This window comes from Streptomyces sp. Mut1 (assembly GCF_030719295.1).
GTDB classification, from domain to species: domain Bacteria; phylum Actinomycetota; class Actinomycetes; order Streptomycetales; family Streptomycetaceae; genus Streptomyces; species Streptomyces castrisilvae.
In genome coordinates this window covers 2,470,973-2,489,465 of sequence record NZ_CP120997.1, presented here as the reverse complement: position 1 = coordinate 2,489,465, position 18,493 = coordinate 2,470,973, and the positions used below count along the sequence as shown (strand labels likewise).

The window sequence follows — 18,493 nt, the reverse complement described above, 5'->3', positions numbered from 1 at the left end:
GTGCTTCCGGGGCTTCCGGTGCTTCCGGGGCCGGAGGGCTCCTGGCAGCCCCATGCCTCGTAGACTCGGCCCTCCGAGTGATCCGCACGCTTTCGGTACCCTCTATCACCGCATACCGCTCAGGTCCGGGCAGATCGGTTCGGTGAAGCCGCGGCCGATGAAGAGTTCGCCGAGACGCTGGGCGGCGGGATCCGGCCCACGTGGAACCGGAACAGCCTGCCCCGCTCCTCCACACCGGACGGAACCGTTACTCATGTACGTCTCCCGCGTGTACGTCGAGAACATCAAGTCGTTCCACGGCCCGCGCGCCGTCGATCTGACGCTGACCCGCCCGGACGGCACGCATGCCGGCTGGACGGTCCTCGCCGGACGGAACGGCGCGGGAAAGACAACACTGCTGCGGGCGCTGGCCCTGGCACTCAGCGGGCCGGTCGCCGCGCGGGGACTCGTGCAGGGGTTCGAGAACTGGATGTCGCGTGGAGCGGTCGAGGGCTCGGCGCAGGCGAAGATCGTCAGGGACGCGGCCTTCGACCGTTTCAGCGCGTCCGGGCGCACCCAGACCAACTTCTGGGCGGGCCTGCGCTGGACGGCTCCGGCGGAAGACATGAGCAGCCGCAAGGGCGCGCAGCCGGCACTGGAAGGCATCAGGCAGAACCCCGAAGCCACGAGCGCCACCCCCGCACAACGCGGTCCCTGGGCGGACAACCCGGCGGGCTGGTTCTGCGCCGCCTACGGACCCTTCCGGCGGATGGCCGGAGGATCGGGCGAGGTCCAGCGGCTGATGCTCGCCTCCGGACCGGTGGCCCGACAGGCCAGCCTCTTCCACGAAGACGCCTCACTGGCCGAAGGAGTCGCCTGGCTGATCGAGCAGCACCTACGGGCGCTCGAAGGCCGAGAGGGCGCCGCAGCACTCAAACGGGCAGCGCTGTCGGTTCTCGGTCACGGGCTGCTTCCCGACGGCTACCGGGTGGAGGACGTCGACTCCGAGGGGCTGTGGGTGACCCGCGACGGCCACCGGTACCCGCTACGGGAGATGAGCGACGGATTCCGCACGGTGGCCGCACTCGTGGTCGATCTGCTCAAGCAGATTCACGATGCCTTCGGCGACGACGCGTTCAGCGGAGACGAGGGGGAGCACAGTCCCGGCCTCCTGCCCGTGCCCGGTGTCGTGATCATCGATGAGATCGACGCCCACCTCCACGTCTCCTGGCAGCGCCGCATCGGCCCCTGGCTGACCGAACACTTCCCCAACATCCAGTTCATCGTGACGACCCACAGCCCGTACATCTGCCAGGCCGCCGACCCCGGCGGCCTGATCCGCCTGCCCGGTGTGGAGGAGGAAGCGGCCCCCGAGGTGGTGTCGGAGGACCTGTACGAGCGAGTGGTCTACGGCAGCGGCGACGACGCGGTCCTCTCCGAACTCTTCGGGCTCGACACCCCGTACTCCGAACAGGCCGAGCGCCGCCGTGCCGAGTTCGTGGCGCTGGAGTCCCGGGTGTACGAGGGGGACACGTCACCGGAGACGGTCGAGCGCTACAAAAAGCTCAAGGAACTGCTCACCAGCTCACCGGCCGCGCGGGTCCATGAAATGTCCGCCCAGCTCCACCGCCTCTCTGAGGAGATCGGTGACGGAGAGGGCGGCAAAGGTCAGTGATCCGGCTGGAACGGGCTCCGCTGCCTGCGGACACGGCAGCACACCTCACCACGTACACCGATCGGATCGAGCGGACCGCCGAGGCCGACCGCAAGGCGAAGGCCGCTGACCTCTGGGCCCACACCACCGTCCGCCGTCGCGTACGTGGCGGTCTCCTGGCCACCCTCGCGGACATGGCCCCCGGCCACCAGCGCTGCATGTACTGCGGCGACAGTCAGGGCACGGACATCGACCATTTCGAGCCGAAGAGCCTCGCCCCGCTGCGCACGTTCGAGTGGCTCAACCACCTGCTGGCCTGCGCGTACTGCAACAGCAACCAGAAGCGGAACACCTTCCCGCGCTCGGAGAGGGACGGCAGCCCGCTCCTTCTCGATCCCACACTTCAGGAGCCGCTGGAGCACCTGCGGCTGATCCTGCCGGTGGGCAGGTACAAAGGGCTGACGCCCCAGGGGGAGGCGTGCATAGCCGTGTTCGGACTCAATTCCCGGGGAGTCCTCGTCGACGGCCGCAGAACGGCTTACGCAACCGCCAAGCAGTCGGTCGAGCTGTGGCGGATCGCCACGGACCGAGGCCAGCACGACAAAGCGGCGGAGATCGTCCGGGTGGCCTGGAACCGGCCGCTCGCGGACGTGCTGGCGGCGATGTTCCACCAAGCCGGCCATCGCACGGCGGAGCTGTTGTTCACGGGCGAGGAAGAGACCCTGGGACTTCTGCGCGACCAGGACCTGCGCGCGGCGTTCCTGTCCCGCGTGTGACGTCGGCCCGGCGGCCCCGACGGGCGGGGCCGCCCCCGGCGTGGGGTGAGGTCAGGCGGAGAGGTGCCCGTCCTTGAGCGCGGTGACGAAGGAGGACCAGCCGGCGGGGGAGAAGGCGATGGCGGGACCGGCGGGGGTCTTGCTGTCGCGGACGGGGACGGTGGCGTGGCCGACTGCTACTTCGAGGCAGTCGCCCCCGGAACCGCCGCTGTAGCTGGACTTGAACCAACCGGTCAGCGCGCCGATGTCAGCGGCGGTGCGGTTGATGCTGCGCATGTTCGTGCTCCTCTGCGATGGCCCTGATGAGGTCCAACGATGTTCGTACGGGGGCTGCCTCGCTCAGGGCGAGAGTGTAGGACGCCTGGCAGGCGGCGACCAACGCCGGATCATCCATCAGGTTTCCTGTGCGGAGCCCCTCGACGTAGGCGAGCGGCGGTCCGTCCGCGAAGTCGAGTAGGTAGAGTGCGCTCTCCATAAGGGCGTGTGCTCCCGCCTCGAAGGGCAGCACATGAAGGCGCAACCGCCCGGAATCCGCCAAGTCCGCGACACTGCGCAATTGTTCCGCCATGACGCGCGGGCCGCCGACCCGCCGTCGGAGCGATGCCTCGTCGAGGAGCGCCCAAGCGACGGTGGCCGTCGATTCCCTGAGCATCCGGCCGCGCTCCACTCGGTTGACAACAAACGCGTCAAGCTCGTCCATGCGGTAGTTGGGGTCGTACGCCTGGAGAACGGCACGAGCGTACGCCGAGGTTTGGAGGAGCCCGGGAATGAGAGACAGGCCGTAGAGGCGTACCTCGGTGGCTTCGCGTTCCAACTCGGCCACCGGCGCGAAGAACTGGGCGAGCCCGGAGCCCAGGTCCCTCAGCCACCGCGCGAAGAAGCCGTCGGTGCTCAGTGCGGCATCGATACGCCGCGCGTCATCCGGCTTCGGTAGCCGCCGTCCTGCCTCCCAGTGGCTGATCAGGGTGGGCGAGCAGACAACGAGTTCGCTGAGTGCCTCCTGCGTCAACCCGGCGGCGAGGCGTCGCAGCCGCAACTCCTCGCCGTACATCTCTCGAAGGCTCCGCGGCGTGCGCTTCGTTCCCATGCAGTCCAACTCCCCGTCTTGACACACGTGCTGTCATCCCCGACCCCCTGGCAGCGTAGCCACGAATGACCCCACTCTGTGATGGGTTCGCTACGGAAAGAAGCGGCCGACCCTCGAACGAGGAAACCGAGAGACCCCCGCGACCGACGCAACCGGTCCGGGGGCATGGTCACCCCCCAGAAAGCAGGCTGACATGAAGCACGCTATCGCCCGACTCCTGAAGCCGGTACGCCGGCGGCCGACCCCCGCACAGCGCCAACAGCCCCCCGTGGTCCACTCGCACGCCTACGCGTACCCCTACTCGTGCACCTGCGCCGGCCGGGCCGTGGCATGAGGATGAGCACCGAACCGACCGACCGCGCCGACGCGTCGGGGATGCGGCTGCTGCCGTGGACGGGGACGGGCGGGAAGCCCTGTTACGTCGTCGGGGACGGCACCGGCTACGTCTCGCGGATGGCCGACGACGTGGAGGACATCCAGCTGGACATGGCGAACGAACTGCTCGGCCACGCCGCCGATCTGCTGGCGGACGACGCGTCCACCGGGTCGCAGGTCCGCTTCGTCGCCGACAGGCTGAACGAGTCGCTGCGACAGATCGTGCGCGTCGCGGAGAGCCGCGGGGCGCGGCTCGAAGCGCTCGCCCCGGCGAACGGGGCGCCGGACGGCTGACGCCCACCCGTCCGGCGCTCCCCGCACCGGGGGCGCCGGACGGGCGAGAGGCCCTACATCCCGGCGACGCTCCCGCAGGTGATGGTGCCGTCGACGGTGATCGAGTCACCGGTCGGGTCGGTCGGTCCGAGTTCCAGCCCGGCCACGGTGATGACCCAGGTGCCGCCGCTCTTGCTGCCGGTGATCCCGGGTGCGGAGGTGTGGAGGTAGCTCGTGCCGTCGTTCGTGGTGAGCGTGGTCATCGCCTTGTCGTCGGTCACGACGGCGGTGAACGAGGGTTTCGCGGGGGTGGAGCTGTCCGCGCTGTCCGGCGCGGTGATGGCGGCGAGCTTCCCGTTCATCACGGCGCACCCGACGCTCTTGATGGAGACCTCGCCGCTCGCCCCACCCTTGTAGCTGAGCTGCGCGGACCCCTTCCCGTCCCCCGCCGGCTCCGAGCCCTCGTCGTCCTTCGCCTTGTCGTCCTTCCCCGCGTCGGCGGGCGCGCTCGCCGAGGAGTCGGACGCGTCCTTCTTGGAGTCATCGCTGTCCGACGAACACCCGGTGAGGGCCAGCGCGGCGGCGGCCAGGGCTATGAGCGGGACGGTCAGGGCGCGGGACCTGTGCATCTTCGAAACCTTTCAACAGCCTGTGAGGACGCTCACCGTACAGGGACCGCACCTGCGGACGGCGGGACTCCGGGGGAGGGGGAGGCTCACGCGGCCACCGCACCGGTACGGACCGCGAATTCTCGTAGCCCTTCTACCCGGCTCGGACCGTACAGAAGATCCAGGGTGAGCCCGCGCAGCGCCGGTCGCCGTACCTCTTGGGGCGCCTCCTGTTCGACGCGTCGCAGCGCTGTGAAGGTCTGGGGCCCGTAACCGAGCGCGTGGTTCATACGAGCGATATCGGTCCATGCACGAGCCCTGCGTTCCGGCGTTGGCATGTGGTCGACGTTCAGGCCGGCCGTGACCTTCACCCCCTCGTCGGGCGTGCCCAGAGCGTTCAGAGCACCGATGCGGTAAACGTCGACCTGGGCACGGGTGGCTTCGACGGTGAACAGCCCCGCGACGTCGGGGAGCCGCTCAACACCTTCCTCAGCCTCGTCGAGCAGGGAAAGAGCCGTTGAGCGGTCGCCACCCGTCGCTGCGGAGTACGCCGCAGTGAGCAGCAGCGTGGTCCGTACGGCTGCGGGGCGATACTCGACGGCATCGAGTGCCGCCGCCTCGCGGGCCAGCAGGCCAACGGCGGACGACCAGCGACCGGAGCGTCGCATCGTGATCGCCAGCACTCGGGAGGCTTCTCCGACGGGTACCGGAAAACCACTGTCCCGAGCTGCCGAGAGTGCCCGGTCAGCGGCGACCCACGCTGCATCGGAGTGCTGCTTCGACGCCAACTCGGCTGTCACTACGTAGGCCCGGGCCAGGACTGCGGAGGCTTGCTGCCGCGCCAGGCCCGTTGCTGCGTCCCGGGTTGCGGCGGCGGTGGCCAGCAGGCCGGGTAGCGCACGCTCGAGATCGTTGTAGTGGGCGGCGCGGAAGGCCCTGCGTGCTGCGGCCACCCGCGCAGTCAGGCGTGGCAGTTCCAACGGTTCCTCTGTGGCCAAGCGAAAGAGGGCGTCCTCCAGTCCGGAGACCGGGTCCCCGGATGAGGGCGCGGCGGACGCACTGCCCGCGCCCACCATGGCTGTCGCGCCGGTTGCGAACGCTCCGGCCAGTAGGTTCCTGCGACGCACCGAATCCTCCTCGTCAGCCGGGTCCACGTTCGTCACCGTAGCGACCGCCGGCCCACCCATAACAGCGGAACCACCCATCCGCTCGGGTGGAATGGCCAACACCTCGCACATACGTAACATGGCGGATTGCTCCGGCCGCAGCTTGTTGGCCTCGATCCGCGAGATGGCGGACGCCGAGTAGCCGCACCTCGCACCTAATTCAGTCTGGGTGAGCCGGGCGGTGCAGCGCGCGCCGCGGATTAGAGCGCCGAAGTCGGGCAGCCCGGTGACCTGGGTCATTGGGGGTCTCCTGTGCCGTTGGGGACCAACGAACCTAGCGCCGTCCTTCACCCGCGCGACAGGGCGCGCGGAGGCACACGCTGTGCAGGCGTCGCACACCGTGTGCGGATGCGATCCGGGCCCACGCCGGAACAGCGTCCCGGCCGGAATGCTGGGTCTCACAGACGGACGGCACGGGCAGCCCTCTCGCTGTCCGTACTCCCACCGGAGGCACGCCATGGACAAAGTGCTCGTCACCGGCGGAGCCGGATTCATCGGCTCCCACTTCGTCAAGCGCATCCTGAACGCTGAAGAGGTCACCCAGGTGACCGTCCTCGATGCACTCACCTACGCAGGACACATCGAGAACCTTGGTGAGTCCTTCCTCAACCCGAAGCTGACGTTCGTGCAAGGCAACGTCGCCGACACCGATCTCGTCGATCAGCTGGTACGGGCCCACACCGACATCGTTCACTTCGCCGCCGAGTCCCACGTCGATCGTTCGTTCTTCACCGCCGGCACATTCCTCACCACGAACGTGCTCGGAACCCAGACACTCGCCGACGCCGCCATGCGCCATGGCATCGAGCGCTTCGTGCATGTTTCCACGGACGAGGTCTACGGTCCGCTGCTCGAAGGAGCGGCGGCCGAGGACCACCCGCTTCGGCCCACGGTTCCGTACGCCGCGTCGAAGGCCGCGAGTGACCTGGTGGCCCTGAGTTACCACCGCACATACGGCGTACCGGTGTGCGTGACGCGCTCGTCGAACAACTACGGGCCGTACCAGCACCCCGAGAAGATCATCCCGCTGTTTGTGACCCGCCTCCTGCGGGGACAGCCCGTCACCCTTCACGACCGGGGACAGCACGTACGTAACTGGCTCCACGTCGAGGACAACTGCGCCGCGATCGAACTCGTCCTGCGCGGCGGAGTTCCCGGGGAGGTCTACAACATCGGCGGTGGCACCGACCTCACCAGCCGTGCCCTCACCGACGAACTCCTCCGGATCTGCGGTGCCGACTGGGATGCGGTCACCCACATCCCCGACCGGCGTTGCAACGACCTGCGCTATGCAATGGACTGGACGAAGATCGCTCACCAGCTGGGCTACCAGCCCACTCACGACCTTGGCACGGGGCTCGTCGAAACTGTCGACTGGTACCGGCGCAACCCGGACCGCTGGGCCCCGCTCGCGCGTAACCCGTACTCCCCGATGCCCACCGTCCACACCCTTGCCACAGGCCAGGAGCGTGCCCATGTCCAGTGAGCGGCCCACCAATCGCCGTATCCTCGTCACCGGCGTCGGCGCCAACCCTGGCTTCGGCCTGACACGCAGTCTCCAGCGGCTCGGCCACCGAGTCATCGCGACCGACGCGCACCCCCTCGCGCCGGGGCTCCTTCTGCCCGGCACCCAGCCCAGGGTGATCCCCCGCGCCGATGAGCCCGACTACCCCGAGGCCGTCGCTGAACTCTGCCGCGAACTGGCCGTGGATGCGGTGGTAGCCGGCATCGAGAACGACATCCCACCGCTTGTGACGATGGCGCCCGGCCTGGAGGCGTCCGGTGTGCGCCTATGGCTTCCGGACGCCGCTTCGGTGCGAACTTGCATCGACAAGGCCGAATTCCACGATGTGCTCACCGAACACGGTATCGACACCCCTCGCACCTACCGTCCCGACGAGATCGACCAGGTGCCCGACGGTACGGAGCTGGTCGTCAAACCGAGACGCGGCCACGGGGCGCAGGGCGTTCACTTCTGCGAGCGGCGAGAGCAGGCACGCGTCCTGTGTGAACTTGTACCGGATGCCCTGGTGCAGGCGCGGGTCCGAGGCCGAGAGTTCACCGCCGACTGCCTGGTGGACCGCACCGGGCGGGCATCGGTGATCCTGCGGCGCCGGGACCTGGTGAAGGCGGGACTCTCCGCCGTCTCCACCACGTTCCACGACTCCACGGTGTGCTCCCTCGTCGAGAGGACGCTCTCCGCCGTCCGTGCCACCGGCCTGTCCTGCGTACAGGGGTTTATTACCGATCGGGGCACCGTCACGATCACCGAACTGAACGTCAGAGCTGCTGGAGGGTTTCCATTGACCGAGGCTGCTGGCGCCGACCTCGTCGGTCAGATGGTGCACGGCTTGTTCGGGGAGCCGGTCGACCACGACCGGCTCACCTACCGGGCGGGAATGTACCTGACCAATTACGTCGAGACCCTGGCCGTCGGCGACGCCGCAACACTTACCGATCCGGAGGGAGGACTCCGGTGACCACCGCTTCCCCAAGGCCCGACATGAAGCGCAACGCAAGCCCTTACCTTCACGGCAAGGAAGCGGCGGCAGTCACCCGTGTCCTGGAGAGCGGCCAGTACGGACATACGGCCGTTACGGAGGAGTTCGAGCAGAGGATCGCCGAGTTCCTTGGGGTCAGTGACGCTGTAGCAGTCACATCGGGAACCGCGGCCCTTCACACGGCGTTGCTTGCCGCCCGGGTTGGCGCCGGTGACGAGGTGGTCGTCCCCTCCATGACGTTCTGCGCAACAGTCCAGGCCATCCTGGCTGTCGGCGCTACCCCGCGGTTTATCGAGATCAACCCCTCTACTCTGTGCGTCGACCACCAACTGGTCCTCGACGCGGTCAACGCGAACACGGTCGCAGTCCTACCCGTCCTCTTCGGAGGCCGGGCGGTAGACCTCGGCCCCATCCAGTGCGAGCTTCAGGAACGTGGCATCAGCGTCATCGAGGACGCGGCGCACGCCTTCGGGTCCTACAACGGAGCCCGCCGTGTGGGCGCGACAGGCGCACTCACCTGCTTCTCGTTCGGGCCGATCAAGAACCTGACCTGTGGCCAGGGCGGCATGGTCATCCCACGTACCCAGAAGGAAGCCGACACGATGCGCCGGCTGCGACTCCTCGGAGTCACCCAGTCCCAGAGAGAACGCGCGAACCGCACCTGCTACCAGGTCGACTCCTTCGGGCTGCGCTACCAACTGTCGGCCATCAACGCAGCCATCGGACTGGCTCAACTCGACCACTTCGAAGACACCGTGCACACCCGACGGCACCAGTGGCGCACCTACCGTGAGCTTCTGAGGCACCTGCGGGGCGTGACTCTGGTTGACGTCGGCCTCGAGACGGCCGTACCGCACCTTTGCCAGATCCGGGTCCCTCGCCGCGACCAGGTGTTCACCGAGATGCGCGCTCACGGGGTCGGCGTAGGGGTCCACTACCCACCGAACCACCTTCAGCCGGCGTTCGCGGCATGGCGGCGGGCGCTGCCCGTCACCGAACAAGCGGGGCGGCAGATCCTCAGTCTGCCGTTTCACCAGCACCTGACCGACGATGACATCAACCACGTGGTGGCCGCCCTCGGCCAGGCCGTCGAGACTGCGAGGGCCGCGCAATGAAGAACATCCTGACGGTGTGCTTGGGGAACTATTGCCGCTCCCCGTTCGCGGCTGCCGCACTTGCCCGCCGCGGCGGGTGGGACGTACAGGTCCGATCAGCCGGACTGATCGGCAAGTGGCAGGACCAGCCCGCCAACCCGGCCATGATCAAGGCAGCCGCCCGGTTCGGCCACGACCTCAGCGCCCACCGTGCCCAGCAGATCACGCTGGAGGCGCTGGACTGGGCCGACACCGTTCTGGCGATGGACACCGCCATCCTGCAAACGCTGCGCGTGATCTGCACCGAGGGCAACGTGCGCAAGCTCGCCCTCTACCTGGGAGACCGTGACGTTCCCGATCCGATGGGCCAGGACGACGCGGTCTTCAACGACTGCGCCGTGCTGATCGAGGCCGGCACGGCGCTGCACCTCGGCCGCCGGCTATAACGCCGCGCATCAGCCATCAGCCGGACGCGGCGGACAGAATCACATCCACGAGCCTGGATGCCGCGTCCGGCCTGCCGTGTGCCCGAGCCCGGTCCGCCATCGCGTTGCGACGGGCGGGGTCCGTCAGGAGCGGGCCGACCGCTTCGGTGAGGCCCGCCGCCGTCACCTCTCCGAGCAGCGCGACAGCGGCACCGGCCTCCGCCAGGTGCCGGGCGTTGTGGGCCTGCTCGTTACCGGCGGACGTCGCGAGCGGAATGAATACGGCCGGCTTGCCCAAGGCGGTGAGTTCGGCGAGCGTGCCGGCACCGCTGCGGGAAACCACCACGTCGGCGAGAGCCAGCACGTCGGGGAGTTCCGGACCCATGAATCCAGCGAGGTGGTAGCGGCTCGCCGGCTCGGCCGCGAGGCCCGCGGCACGGCGCCGCAGCTCCTCCACGTTCGCCGGACCGCACTGGTGGATCACGTTCGCCCGCTCCAGCAACCATGGCAGAGCCCCTGCCACGACCTCGTTGATCTGCTGCGAGCCCTGCGCGCCACCGGTGACGTACACGGTCGGCAACCGCCGGTCGAAGCCGTGCAGACCCAGGGCCGTCACTGCCTTGTCCGGGTGCCCCGACAAGACCTCTGCCCGCACCGGGTTGCCGGTCACGACTGCCGCGCCGCGAACTGATTCCGGCAGCAGCGGAACGGTCGACTCCGAAGACACCGCGATCTTCGCCGCCGAGCCCGCAAGCTTCCGGTTCGCCAGTCCCAGCCGCACGGTCTGCTCATGGAGCACCAGGGGACGCTTGCACAAGCGGGCCCCCAGACCGGCGGGAACCGCCACGTACCCGCCCGTGGCAAGCACTACATCCGGCCGGAAATCCGAAATGATCTTCCGGGCCTGTGCCACCCCGAGCGGTACACGGGCCATGTCCTTCGCGTTGGCCGGGCTCAGCATCTTCAGCGGATTGCTGGATCGCCGGATCTTGCCGGTGGCGACCGTGGTGAAGGGGATCCCTTCCGCCGGGGCAACCCTGGCCTCCAAGCCGCCGGGCGTCCCGATCCACAGCACGTCGAGCCCTCGCCCCTCACCGGCCAGCCGCTCCTGGAGAGTACGGATCGCGGTCAGGGCGGGGTATGTGTGGCCGCCTGTGCCTCCGCCCGTGACGATGAGACGGAAGGCGCGAAGAGTGAGGGAAGCACTGTTCATTCGGGGCACGCTACCGGTCGCCGCCGCCCGCGACGGCCACTCCCGGATGATCAGGCGCAGAGGTGCAGCCCTTGACCGCGGTGATGAAGGAGGACCAGCCGGCGGGGGAGAAGGTGATGGCGGGCCGGAGGGGTCTTGCTGTCGCGGACGGGGACTACGGGGTGGCCGCCTGCAACGTCAAGGCAAGCGCAGATGGCCGGCCGCGCCCAAGGCCGGGTAGCGGCCGGAGGGGGCGGTCAGGCGTGGTGCCAGCGGTTGCGCCCGTCGGCGGCGGGGCCGCAGACCATCGGGGTGCCGGCGGCGGTGACGCCCGTGTCGGGGGGAGAGCAGAACGCCCCGGGGTGCACGGTTCCGGCGCTGCCGCCCGAAGTGCCTCCGCCCGAGGAACCGCCGCCGGAGGACGACCCGCCGGAGGAGCCGTCGCCCGGGGGGTTTCCGCCCGGAGGACTCCCGCCGCCCCCGGAGCTTTCGGACCGGGCGGCGCCGGATGAATGCCCGTCCCCACCCGAGGCGCTTCCGCTTCCGACCTCGTCCCCGTCGTCTTGGCTGCCGGGAGCGTTGGCCGGGTCCTCGTAGGTGGTGTCCTTGGACTCGGGACAACTCCGCACGCTGCTCTCGTCGGTCCACCGCCCCAGATCGAGTCGGACCTCGGTGGTGGAGTCCACCTGCCTCTTGTCGTCCGGCGACTGGAAGCAGACATGCCACTCGTTGCCGTTCTCCGCCGCTTCCTCGACGGTGGGGGCGTCGACATCGAGGTAGACGTCGTCCAGCGTGACGCGGCCGAGCGGGATGCCGGCGTGCGTCAGGGACTTGACCGCCGAGGCGTAGGTGGCGCCGACGACGTCCGGCATCATCGGCCACGCAAGCGGGCCCCCGTCCTCCTCCGGGCACGGCTCGCCGCTTTTGGCCGCCGCGAAGTCGATCGTCATCCTGGCCGTGTCGGCGTCCTGGAAACACACGCTCCAGTTCGCGCTGTTCTGGATGGCGCGGTTCTCCGTGGACGCGTCGTGACGGGCGGGGGTGAAACCGACGGACCGGGTCCCCTTCTCGGCCTCGGCCAGTGACCTGCCGGTGTAGTCGGCGATCACCGGAGGCGCGGACGCGGTGGCGGACGACGCGGGTGTATGCCGCTCGTCAGCCGCCGCGGGAGCCTTCGCGTTGGCCTTGTCCGCGCTGCCGTCGTCGAGTTGGCCACCGACACCCCCGCCGATGGCGAACAGCAGGAAGGCGCCGAACGTCGCGCCGAGCTTGGCGAACCAGCGCCACGGCGGAACGGTCCACATCGCCACCATCGCGGCCATCATCGAAATGACGCCGAGGTAGAGATTGAGTGCGCCGGTGAGGGCGACAAGCAGGAGAAGCCCCAGCGCGACCGGAGTGGACCTCCACCGAGACCGAGGCCGAGGCGCAGGCGAAGGCGCAGGCGAGGGCGGAGGCGGGGGTGGGGACGGGACGTTGTACGGGTTCATCGACGTTTCGTTTCTCTGGCACCTGTGGGCGGTCGGCGTACTCCCGGTGAAGTGGTGCCACGGCGAAGGCGAGATCCTGCGGCCGAACCGTGCCGTACCGGCCGGTCGGCGTGAGTGGATTCGTGGGATTCCTCGCCGTGGGCGCCCGCCCGTGCCTGGAGTAACGATCATCCGGGCGTGACGCTACGGGCGGTGGAAACGCACGGCGTTCCGGGGCGGGGCCAGGGGGGTCGAGAAGCCCTGACCGATGTCGTGCCGCCCTCCCCACGAGACGGGACGCAGGGCATCTCAAGTGCCGCGTACAACCAGTCACATAACCTCATGCGCGGAGGTCCCGCATGAGGGCGTGTTCCTCCGACCCGAGGAGGCGAAGGTGACCGGAACCGGCGCGCGGTGGCTCGTGGGGGCGCTGATCGTGGCCTGCGTGCTGCTGGCCGGCCCCAGTGCGCCGGACGGCGCCTACATCGCCAAGCCGCTGCCGGCCGACGCCCCCCAGGAAGTCGTGCCGAACCGCGTCATGACGTGGAACATCTGCAACCCCTGCAAGGGGAACGGCCGGAACATCGGCCGGGCGGCGGAGATCGCCACGTACGCGCCTCAGGTCATCGGCCTGCAAGAAGCGTGCGTGGGTGATGTCGAGAGGATCCGGGATCATCTCCGGCACCTGTACGGGCTGGTCTACCACGTCGAGTACGGCTCCGTGCTGCGGAGTTGGAGCCGCTGCGGGGGTCTGCCGTGGAGTCCGGGGGGCTTCGGCCAGGCGATCCTCTCGGCCGCTCCGATGACCGACCCCGTGAACGTGGAGTACCCCGACGGCGGTTCCGAGGACCGCGGGTACATGGCCGTCACCACCCTCGTGGACGGCTCGCCCGTCCGGGTCTTCAACACGCACCTGGCCCAGTGGAGTCAGGCCTCGGTCCGCGCCGGGCAGACCGGCGTGCTGGCGAAGGCGGTCGCCCGGCATGACCGCACGATCGTTCTCGGCGACTTCAACGCCGTGCCGGATGCCGCCGAACTCGCCGTGATGTGGGGCCTGGCCGCGGACGCGGACCCCGGGTGCGATCCCTCGGCGGCCCGTACGTGCGAGCCGACCACCGATTGGCGCCGCAAGTTCGACTACATCTTTCTGCGCGGCTTCACCCCGCTCGACCACGGTGCGCATCTCACTCCGCACTCCGACCACGATCTGGTGCGGGCCGACCTGAGGCCGGCGTAGCGAGGTGTTCTCCGGGCGGCCTGCGGGGAGCGGACGACGAGTCCCGGCCCCGGCGACGACTCCAAGGACCGGCACCGGACAAGGCTTAGGCTCGCTTTCATGCTGAGACTAGGAATCCCCGTCATCGGTGTTACGAACGTTCCCCGCGCGGAGGCTTTCTGGACCGCCGCCCTGAACCTGGTCCCCGCCGAGGAGTGGAAGACCGATACGTGGCGGACGCTCACCTACCGCGACGGTTCCGGCCGAGCCCTTGGCCTGTTGCGCAGCGCTTCGCCGGCGGAGCCGCACCCCCGTCTCCACCTGGACCTCTTCACGGACACGGCCGAGGAACAGCGGGCGGAGGTCCGGCGACTGGTCGGTCTCGGCGCGCGAACCGTCGACTGGGACCACTACCCGCCCGATCCCGACTTCGTTGTTCTCGCCGACCCGGACGACAACATCTTCTGCGTCGTGGACCTGAGCCACGCACCCAGCGGCGGTGACCGGCCGACACCCTGACGGCCCCGGCGACGGCCGGACCGGCGAGAGTCCTGCCGCCCCGGGACCCGGGCCCGGTGTCACCCCCGCCCGATACCGTCACACTCATGTCCGTCACGCCACACGCACCCAACCTGGCCGTCCTCGAAGGGGTCCTGGAGAGGATCACGTACGCCAACGAGGAGAACGGGTACACCGTCGCCCGCGTCGACACCGGGCGCGGGGCCGGGGATCTGCTCACCGTGGTGGGGTCGTTGCTCGGGGCGCAGCCGGGGGAGTCGCTGCGGATGGAGGGGCGCTGGGGCTCCCACTCGCAGTACGGCAAGCAGTTCACCGTGGAGAACTACACGACGATCCTCCCCGCCACCATCCAGGGCATCCGCCGCTATCTCGGCTCCGGGCTGATCAAGGGCATCGGCCCGGTCATGGCCGACCGGATCACCACCCACTTCGGTGTCGACACCCTCGACATCATCGAGCGGGAGCCGAAGCGGCTCGTGGAGGTCCCCGGGCTCGGGCCGAAGCGGACGAAGATGATCGCCGCCGCCTGGGAGGAGCAGAAGGCGATCAAGGAGGTCATGGTCTTCCTCCAGGGCGTCGGCGTCTCGACGTCCATCGCCGTCCGTATCTACAAGAAGTACGAGGATGCCTCGATCTCCGTCGTGAAGAACCAGCCCTACCGGCTGGCCGCCGACGTCTGGGGCATCGGCTTCCTCACCGCCGACAAGATCGCCCAGGCGGTCGGCATCCCGCACGACAGCCCGGAGCGGGTCAAGGCCGGGCTCCAGTACGCGCTGTCGCAGTCCACCGACCAGGGGCATTGCTTCCTGCCCGAGGAGCGGCTGATCGCGGACGCGGTGAAGCTCCTCCAGGTGGACACCGGGCTCGTCATCGACTGCCTGGCCGAGCTGGCCGGGGAACCGGAGGGCGTCGTACGGGAGAAGGTGCCGTCGCCCGAGGGCGGGGAGCCGGTGACGGCCGTCTATCTGGTGCCCTTCCACCGGGCCGAGATCGCGCTCGCCGCCCAGGTGCGGCGGCTGCTGCGGACGCCCGACGAGCGGATGCCGGCCTTCGCGGACGTGGACTGGGACAAGGCCCTGAAGTGGCTCGCGGGGCGGACCGGAGCCAAGCTGGCGCCCGAGCAGGAGGCTGCCGTACGGCTCGCGCTGACCCGGAAGGTCGCCGTCCTGACGGGCGGGCCGGGCTGCGGCAAGTCGTTCACGGTCCGGTCCATCGTGGAGCTGGCCCGCGCGAAGAAGGCGAAAGTGGTGCTGGCCGCGCCGACCGGGCGGGCGGCGAAGCGGCTCTCGGAGCTGACCGGGGCCGAGGCGTCCACCGTGCACCGGCTGCTTGAGCTGAAGCCCGGCGGTGACGCGGCGTACGACCGGGACCGTCCGCTGGACGCCGACCTGGTCGTCGTGGACGAGGCGTCGATGCTCGATCTGCTCCTCGCCAACAAGCTCGTCAAGGCGGTGGCACCGGGTGCCCACCTGCTGCTCGTCGGCGACGTGGACCAGTTGCCGTCGGTGGGGGCGGGGGAGGTGCTGCGGGACCTGCTCGCGGACGGCGGACCGGTCCCCGCGGTCCGGCTGACCACCATTTTCCGCCAGGCCCAGCAGTCGGGTGTCGTCACCAACGCGCACCGGATCAACTCCGGCGTACCGCCGCTCACTCAGGGGCTCAGCGATTTCTTCCTCTTCGTCGAGGACGAGACGGAGGACGCCGGGGTGCTCGCGGTGGACGTCGCGGCCCGTCGTATTCCGGCCAAGTTCGGGCTGAACCCGCGCCGGGACGTACAGGTCCTCGCCCCGATGCACCGGGGCCCGGCCGGGGCGGGCCATCTCAACGGGCTGCTCCAGCAGGCGATCACCCCGGGGAGGCCCGGGGTGCCCGAGAAGCGGTTCGGCGGCCGGGTGTTCCGCGTCGGCGACAAGGTCACCCAGATCCGCAACAACTACGACAAGGGGGAGAACGGCGTCTTCAACGGCACGGTCGGCGTCGTCACCGCCCTTGACCTGGACGAACAGCGGCTGACGGTCCTCACCGACGAGGACGAGGAGATCGGTTACGACTTCGACGAGCTGGATGAGCTGGCCCACGCGTACGCCATGACGATCCACCGTTCCCAGGGCAGCGAGTACCCCGCCGTGGTCATCCCGGTGACGAAGAGCGCCTGGATGATGCTCCAGCGGAACCTGCTGTACACCGCGGTGACCCGGGCCAAGAAGCTCGTCGTGCTGGTCGGCTCCCGGCAGGCGATCGGCCAGGCGGTCCGCACGGTTTCCGCAGGCAGACGGTGTACGGCGCTGGATTACCGGCTGGGTGGAGGCCCCGAAGGAGGATCCTCGGAAAAAAATGATCGATCAAATCGGTGGGAAACATCACGGGGGTCTTCCGGAACCGCAGTCAAGGGGGCAGGATGAATAAGTTCGCGGCACTCAGTGCCGCGAGTAGGTCCAATGGACGACCCCGAGTGCACTCTCCTGAGCCAAATGGGGGAGGGTGGAGACAGTCAGGGAACCTCGAAGAAGAGGCACTACGTCGGTGAGGGATGACGTGAGCGAGCACACCAACAACGCTGTGGTACTGCGGTACGGCGATGGCGAGTACACCTACCCGGTGATCGACAGCACCGTCGGCGACAAGGGCTTCGACATCGGGAAGCTCCGGGCGAACACCGGCCTGGTGACGCTGGACAGCGGATACGGCAACACCGCTGCCTATAAATCGGCCGTCACCTACCTCGACGGCGAGCAGGGCATCCTGCGGTACCGCGGCTACCCCATCGAGCAGCTCGCCGAGCGCTCGACGTTCCTGGAGGTCGCGTACACGCTCATCAACGGTGATCTTCCCAAGGTCGACGAGCTGTCGGCCTTCAAGAACGAGATCACCCAGCACACCCTGCTGCACGAGGACGTCAAGCGGTTCTTCGACGGCTTCCCGCGTGACGCGCACCCGATGGCCATGCTGTCCTCGGTCGTCAGCGCGCTGTCCACGTTCTACCAGGACAGCCACAACCCGTTCGACGAGGAGCAGCGCCACCTCTCGACGATCCGGCTGCTCGCCAAGCTCCCGACCATCGCCGCGTACGCGTACAAGAAGTCGATCGGTCACCCGTTCGTCTACCCGCGCAACGACCTCGGCTACGTCGAGAACTTCCTGCGGATGACCTTCTCGGTCCCCGCCCAGGAGTACGAGCTGGACCCGGTCGTCGTCTCGGCGCTCGACAAGCTGCTCATCCTGCACGCGGACCACGAGCAGAACTGCTCGACCTCCACCGTGCGTCTGGTCGGCTCCTCGCAGGCGAACATGTTCGCCTCGATCTCCGCCGGCATCTCGGCGCTGTGGGGCCCCCTGCACGGCGGCGCCAACCAGTCCGTGCTGGAGATGCTGGAAGGCATCCAGGCCAACGGCGGCGACGTCGACTCCTTCATCCGCAAGGTGAAGAACAAGGAGGACGGCGTCCGCCTGATGGGCTTCGGCCACCGGGTGTACAAGTCCTTCGACCCGCGCGCCAAGATCATCAAGGCCGCCGCCCACGACGTGCTGTCCGCGCTCGGCAAGTCCGACGAGCTGCTCGACATCGCGCTCAAGCTGGAGGAGCACGCGCTCTCCGACGAGTACTTCGTCTCGCGCAACCTCTACCCGAACGTGGACTTCTACACGGGCCTGATCTACCGCGCCATGGGCTTCCCGACCGAGATGTTCACCGTGCTCTTCGCACTCGGCCGTCTCCCGGGCTGGATCGCCCAGTGGCACGAGATGATCAAGGAGCCGGGTTCCCGCATCGGCCGCCCGCGCCAGATCTACACCGGTGAGGTCCTGCGCGACTTCGTCCCGGTCGAGGGCCGCTGACCGCCTGACCGGCTCTTCGCTTCACCCCGGCCCTGACTGACGCCGGATTCCTTCGCCCCTGACTGCCGCGCCCTCGCCCCGAGCGAGCGCGGAGTCCGGGGCGATGCGCGTTTTTCGGGGGTGCGACGCCGATGTGGGTTTGTCGGGGGCCCGCCCGCCGCCTACGGGAGCGCTCCCGTGAAAGCGAGAAGCGCCCCGCCATCGATCCCCCCACGGGCCGACAGCGAGGCGCTTCCCATATCCCGGAGCGGATTCCCCCCACGGGATCCGGCCGGGCGTTCTGTGGGAGCCGAAGCTCCTGGGTTGTTCCTCGGTACTGCTTGTC

At 68.9% G+C, this 18,493-nt stretch carries 17 protein-coding genes; 11 read left to right on the top strand and 6 right to left on the bottom strand.

Translation table 11 applies throughout. The annotated features are described in order from the left end of the window. Positions 1–253 precede the first annotated feature (253 nt). Both P8A18_RS10630 and P8A18_RS10625 read left to right on the top strand, forming a co-directional pair. A complete protein-coding gene (locus P8A18_RS10630; RefSeq protein ID WP_306053668.1) occupies positions 254–1,654 on the top strand; it encodes an AAA family ATPase in 1,401 nt (466 codons plus the stop codon). Then, positions 1,651–2,409: an HNH endonuclease family protein gene (locus tag P8A18_RS10625; RefSeq protein WP_306053667.1), complete on the top strand. Its 759-nt coding sequence runs from the start codon at positions 1,651–1,653 to the stop codon at positions 2,407–2,409. Before P8A18_RS10630 ends, P8A18_RS10625 begins: the two co-directional genes overlap by 4 nt. 51 nt (positions 2,410–2,460) lie before the next feature. Here the strand turns inward: P8A18_RS10625 and P8A18_RS10620 are convergent, their stop codons facing one another. After that, positions 2,461–2,685 carry a DUF397 domain-containing protein gene (locus tag P8A18_RS10620; RefSeq protein ID WP_306053665.1) on the bottom strand — a complete coding sequence of 75 codons (225 nt, stop codon included), beginning with the start codon at positions 2,683–2,685 and terminating at the stop codon, positions 2,461–2,463. Beyond that, positions 2,657–3,496 (bottom strand): helix-turn-helix domain-containing protein, encoded by an 840-nt coding sequence (locus P8A18_RS10615; RefSeq protein ID WP_306053664.1) that lies wholly within the window; start codon positions 3,494–3,496, stop codon positions 2,657–2,659. Before P8A18_RS10615 ends, P8A18_RS10620 begins: the two co-directional genes overlap by 29 nt. Positions 3,497–3,832: 336 nt before the next feature. Between P8A18_RS10615 and P8A18_RS10610 the strand changes: the two genes are divergently transcribed. After that, positions 3,833–4,165 carry a hypothetical protein gene (locus P8A18_RS10610; RefSeq protein ID WP_306053663.1) on the top strand — a complete coding sequence of 111 codons (333 nt, stop codon included), beginning with the start codon at positions 3,833–3,835 and terminating at the stop codon, positions 4,163–4,165. A 53-nt stretch (positions 4,166–4,218) separates the two neighbouring features. Here the strand turns inward: P8A18_RS10610 and P8A18_RS10605 are convergent, their stop codons facing one another. Next, positions 4,219–4,773 (bottom strand): hypothetical protein, encoded by a 555-nt coding sequence (locus P8A18_RS10605; RefSeq protein WP_306053661.1) that lies wholly within the window; start codon positions 4,771–4,773, stop codon positions 4,219–4,221. An 86-nt stretch (positions 4,774–4,859) separates the two neighbouring features. After that, the gene (locus tag P8A18_RS10600; RefSeq protein WP_306053660.1) at positions 4,860–6,158 is read right to left on the bottom strand and encodes a helix-turn-helix domain-containing protein; all 1,299 of its coding nucleotides are present in this window, start codon (positions 6,156–6,158) and stop codon (positions 4,860–4,862) included. Positions 6,159–6,375: 217 nt separating this feature from the next. Here P8A18_RS10600 and rfbB point away from each other — a divergent pair, with 217 nt between their 5' ends. Genes rfbB through P8A18_RS10580 form a run of 4 tightly spaced genes read left to right on the top strand, consistent with a single transcriptional unit; the run spans position 6,376 to position 9,959 of the window. After that, positions 6,376–7,404 carry a dTDP-glucose 4,6-dehydratase gene (rfbB, locus tag P8A18_RS10595; protein WP_306053659.1) on the top strand — a complete coding sequence of 343 codons (1,029 nt, stop codon included), beginning with the start codon at positions 6,376–6,378 and terminating at the stop codon, positions 7,402–7,404. Next, positions 7,394–8,398 (top strand): ATP-grasp domain-containing protein, encoded by a 1,005-nt coding sequence (locus tag P8A18_RS10590; RefSeq protein ID WP_306053657.1) that lies wholly within the window; start codon positions 7,394–7,396, stop codon positions 8,396–8,398. The genes rfbB and P8A18_RS10590 overlap by 11 nt, the downstream gene beginning before the upstream one ends. Beyond that, entirely contained in the window at positions 8,395–9,534 is a 1,140-nt protein-coding gene (locus P8A18_RS10585) for a DegT/DnrJ/EryC1/StrS family aminotransferase (protein WP_306053656.1), read from the top strand. Before P8A18_RS10590 ends, P8A18_RS10585 begins: the two co-directional genes overlap by 4 nt. Continuing rightward, on the top strand, positions 9,531–9,959 hold the full coding sequence (locus tag P8A18_RS10580) for an arsenate reductase/protein-tyrosine-phosphatase family protein (protein WP_306053655.1): 429 nt from the start codon (positions 9,531–9,533) through the stop codon (positions 9,957–9,959). The genes P8A18_RS10585 and P8A18_RS10580 overlap by 4 nt, the downstream gene beginning before the upstream one ends. A 16-nt stretch (positions 9,960–9,975) precedes the next feature. Here the strand turns inward: P8A18_RS10580 and P8A18_RS10575 are convergent, their stop codons facing one another. Then, positions 9,976–11,151, bottom strand: coding sequence for a UDP-N-acetylglucosamine--N-acetylmuramyl-(pentapeptide) pyrophosphoryl-undecaprenol N-acetylglucosamine transferase (locus P8A18_RS10575; protein ID WP_306053654.1), 1,176 nt, complete (start codon positions 11,149–11,151; stop codon positions 9,976–9,978). A gap of 236 nt (positions 11,152–11,387) precedes the next feature. Beyond that, positions 11,388–12,443, bottom strand: a complete 1,056-nt coding sequence (locus tag P8A18_RS10565) for a Stk1 family PASTA domain-containing Ser/Thr kinase (RefSeq protein ID WP_306053653.1) — start codon at positions 12,441–12,443, stop codon at positions 11,388–11,390. A 550-nt stretch (positions 12,444–12,993) separates the two neighbouring features. Between P8A18_RS10565 and P8A18_RS10560 the strand changes: the two genes are divergently transcribed. The 4 genes from P8A18_RS10560 to P8A18_RS10545 all read left to right on the top strand — a co-directional run bounded on the left by P8A18_RS10560 (position 12,994) and on the right by P8A18_RS10545 (position 18,168). Continuing rightward, the gene (locus P8A18_RS10560; protein ID WP_306053651.1) at positions 12,994–13,836 is read left to right on the top strand and encodes an endonuclease/exonuclease/phosphatase family protein; all 843 of its coding nucleotides are present in this window, start codon (positions 12,994–12,996) and stop codon (positions 13,834–13,836) included. Positions 13,837–13,935: 99 nt separating this feature from the next. Beyond that, a complete protein-coding gene (locus P8A18_RS10555) occupies positions 13,936–14,334 on the top strand; it encodes a VOC family protein (RefSeq protein WP_306053650.1) in 399 nt (132 codons plus the stop codon). An 86-nt stretch (positions 14,335–14,420) separates the two neighbouring features. Beyond that, positions 14,421–16,736: an SF1B family DNA helicase RecD2 gene (gene recD2, locus P8A18_RS10550; protein ID WP_306053649.1), complete on the top strand. Its 2,316-nt coding sequence runs from the start codon at positions 14,421–14,423 to the stop codon at positions 16,734–16,736. A 133-nt stretch (positions 16,737–16,869) separates the two neighbouring features. After that, on the top strand, positions 16,870–18,168 hold the full coding sequence (locus P8A18_RS10545) for a citrate synthase (protein ID WP_306053648.1): 1,299 nt from the start codon (positions 16,870–16,872) through the stop codon (positions 18,166–18,168). Positions 18,169–18,493: the final 325 nt, after the last annotated feature.

Bases quoted from the DNA above. Each gene is read 5' to 3' on its own strand.
- P8A18_RS10580 (WP_306053655.1), top strand. From the start codon at position 9,531: ATGAAGAACATCCTGACGGTGTGCTTGGGGAACTATTGCCGCTCCCCG.
- P8A18_RS10610 (WP_306053663.1), top strand. From the start codon at position 3,833: ATGAGCACCGAACCGACCGACCGCGCCGACGCGTCGGGGATGCGGCTG.
- P8A18_RS10565 (WP_306053653.1), bottom strand. From the start codon at position 12,443: ATGGTGGCGATGTGGACCGTTCCGCCGTGGCGCTGGTTCGCCAAGCTC.
- P8A18_RS10615 (WP_306053664.1), bottom strand. From the start codon at position 3,496: ATGGGAACGAAGCGCACGCCGCGGAGCCTTCGAGAGATGTACGGCGAG.
- recD2 (WP_306053649.1), top strand. From the start codon at position 14,421: ATGTCCGTCACGCCACACGCACCCAACCTGGCCGTCCTCGAAGGGGTC.
- P8A18_RS10600 (WP_306053660.1), bottom strand. From the start codon at position 6,158: ATGACCCAGGTCACCGGGCTGCCCGACTTCGGCGCTCTAATCCGCGGC.
- P8A18_RS10605 (WP_306053661.1), bottom strand. From the start codon at position 4,773: ATGCACAGGTCCCGCGCCCTGACCGTCCCGCTCATAGCCCTGGCCGCC.
- P8A18_RS10555 (WP_306053650.1), top strand. From the start codon at position 13,936: ATGCTGAGACTAGGAATCCCCGTCATCGGTGTTACGAACGTTCCCCGC.
- P8A18_RS10590 (WP_306053657.1), top strand. From the start codon at position 7,394: ATGTCCAGTGAGCGGCCCACCAATCGCCGTATCCTCGTCACCGGCGTC.
- P8A18_RS10630 (WP_306053668.1), top strand. From the start codon at position 254: ATGTACGTCTCCCGCGTGTACGTCGAGAACATCAAGTCGTTCCACGGC.
- rfbB (WP_306053659.1), top strand. From the start codon at position 6,376: ATGGACAAAGTGCTCGTCACCGGCGGAGCCGGATTCATCGGCTCCCAC.
- P8A18_RS10620 (WP_306053665.1), bottom strand. From the start codon at position 2,685: ATGCGCAGCATCAACCGCACCGCCGCTGACATCGGCGCGCTGACCGGT.
- P8A18_RS10575 (WP_306053654.1), bottom strand. From the start codon at position 11,151: ATGAACAGTGCTTCCCTCACTCTTCGCGCCTTCCGTCTCATCGTCACG.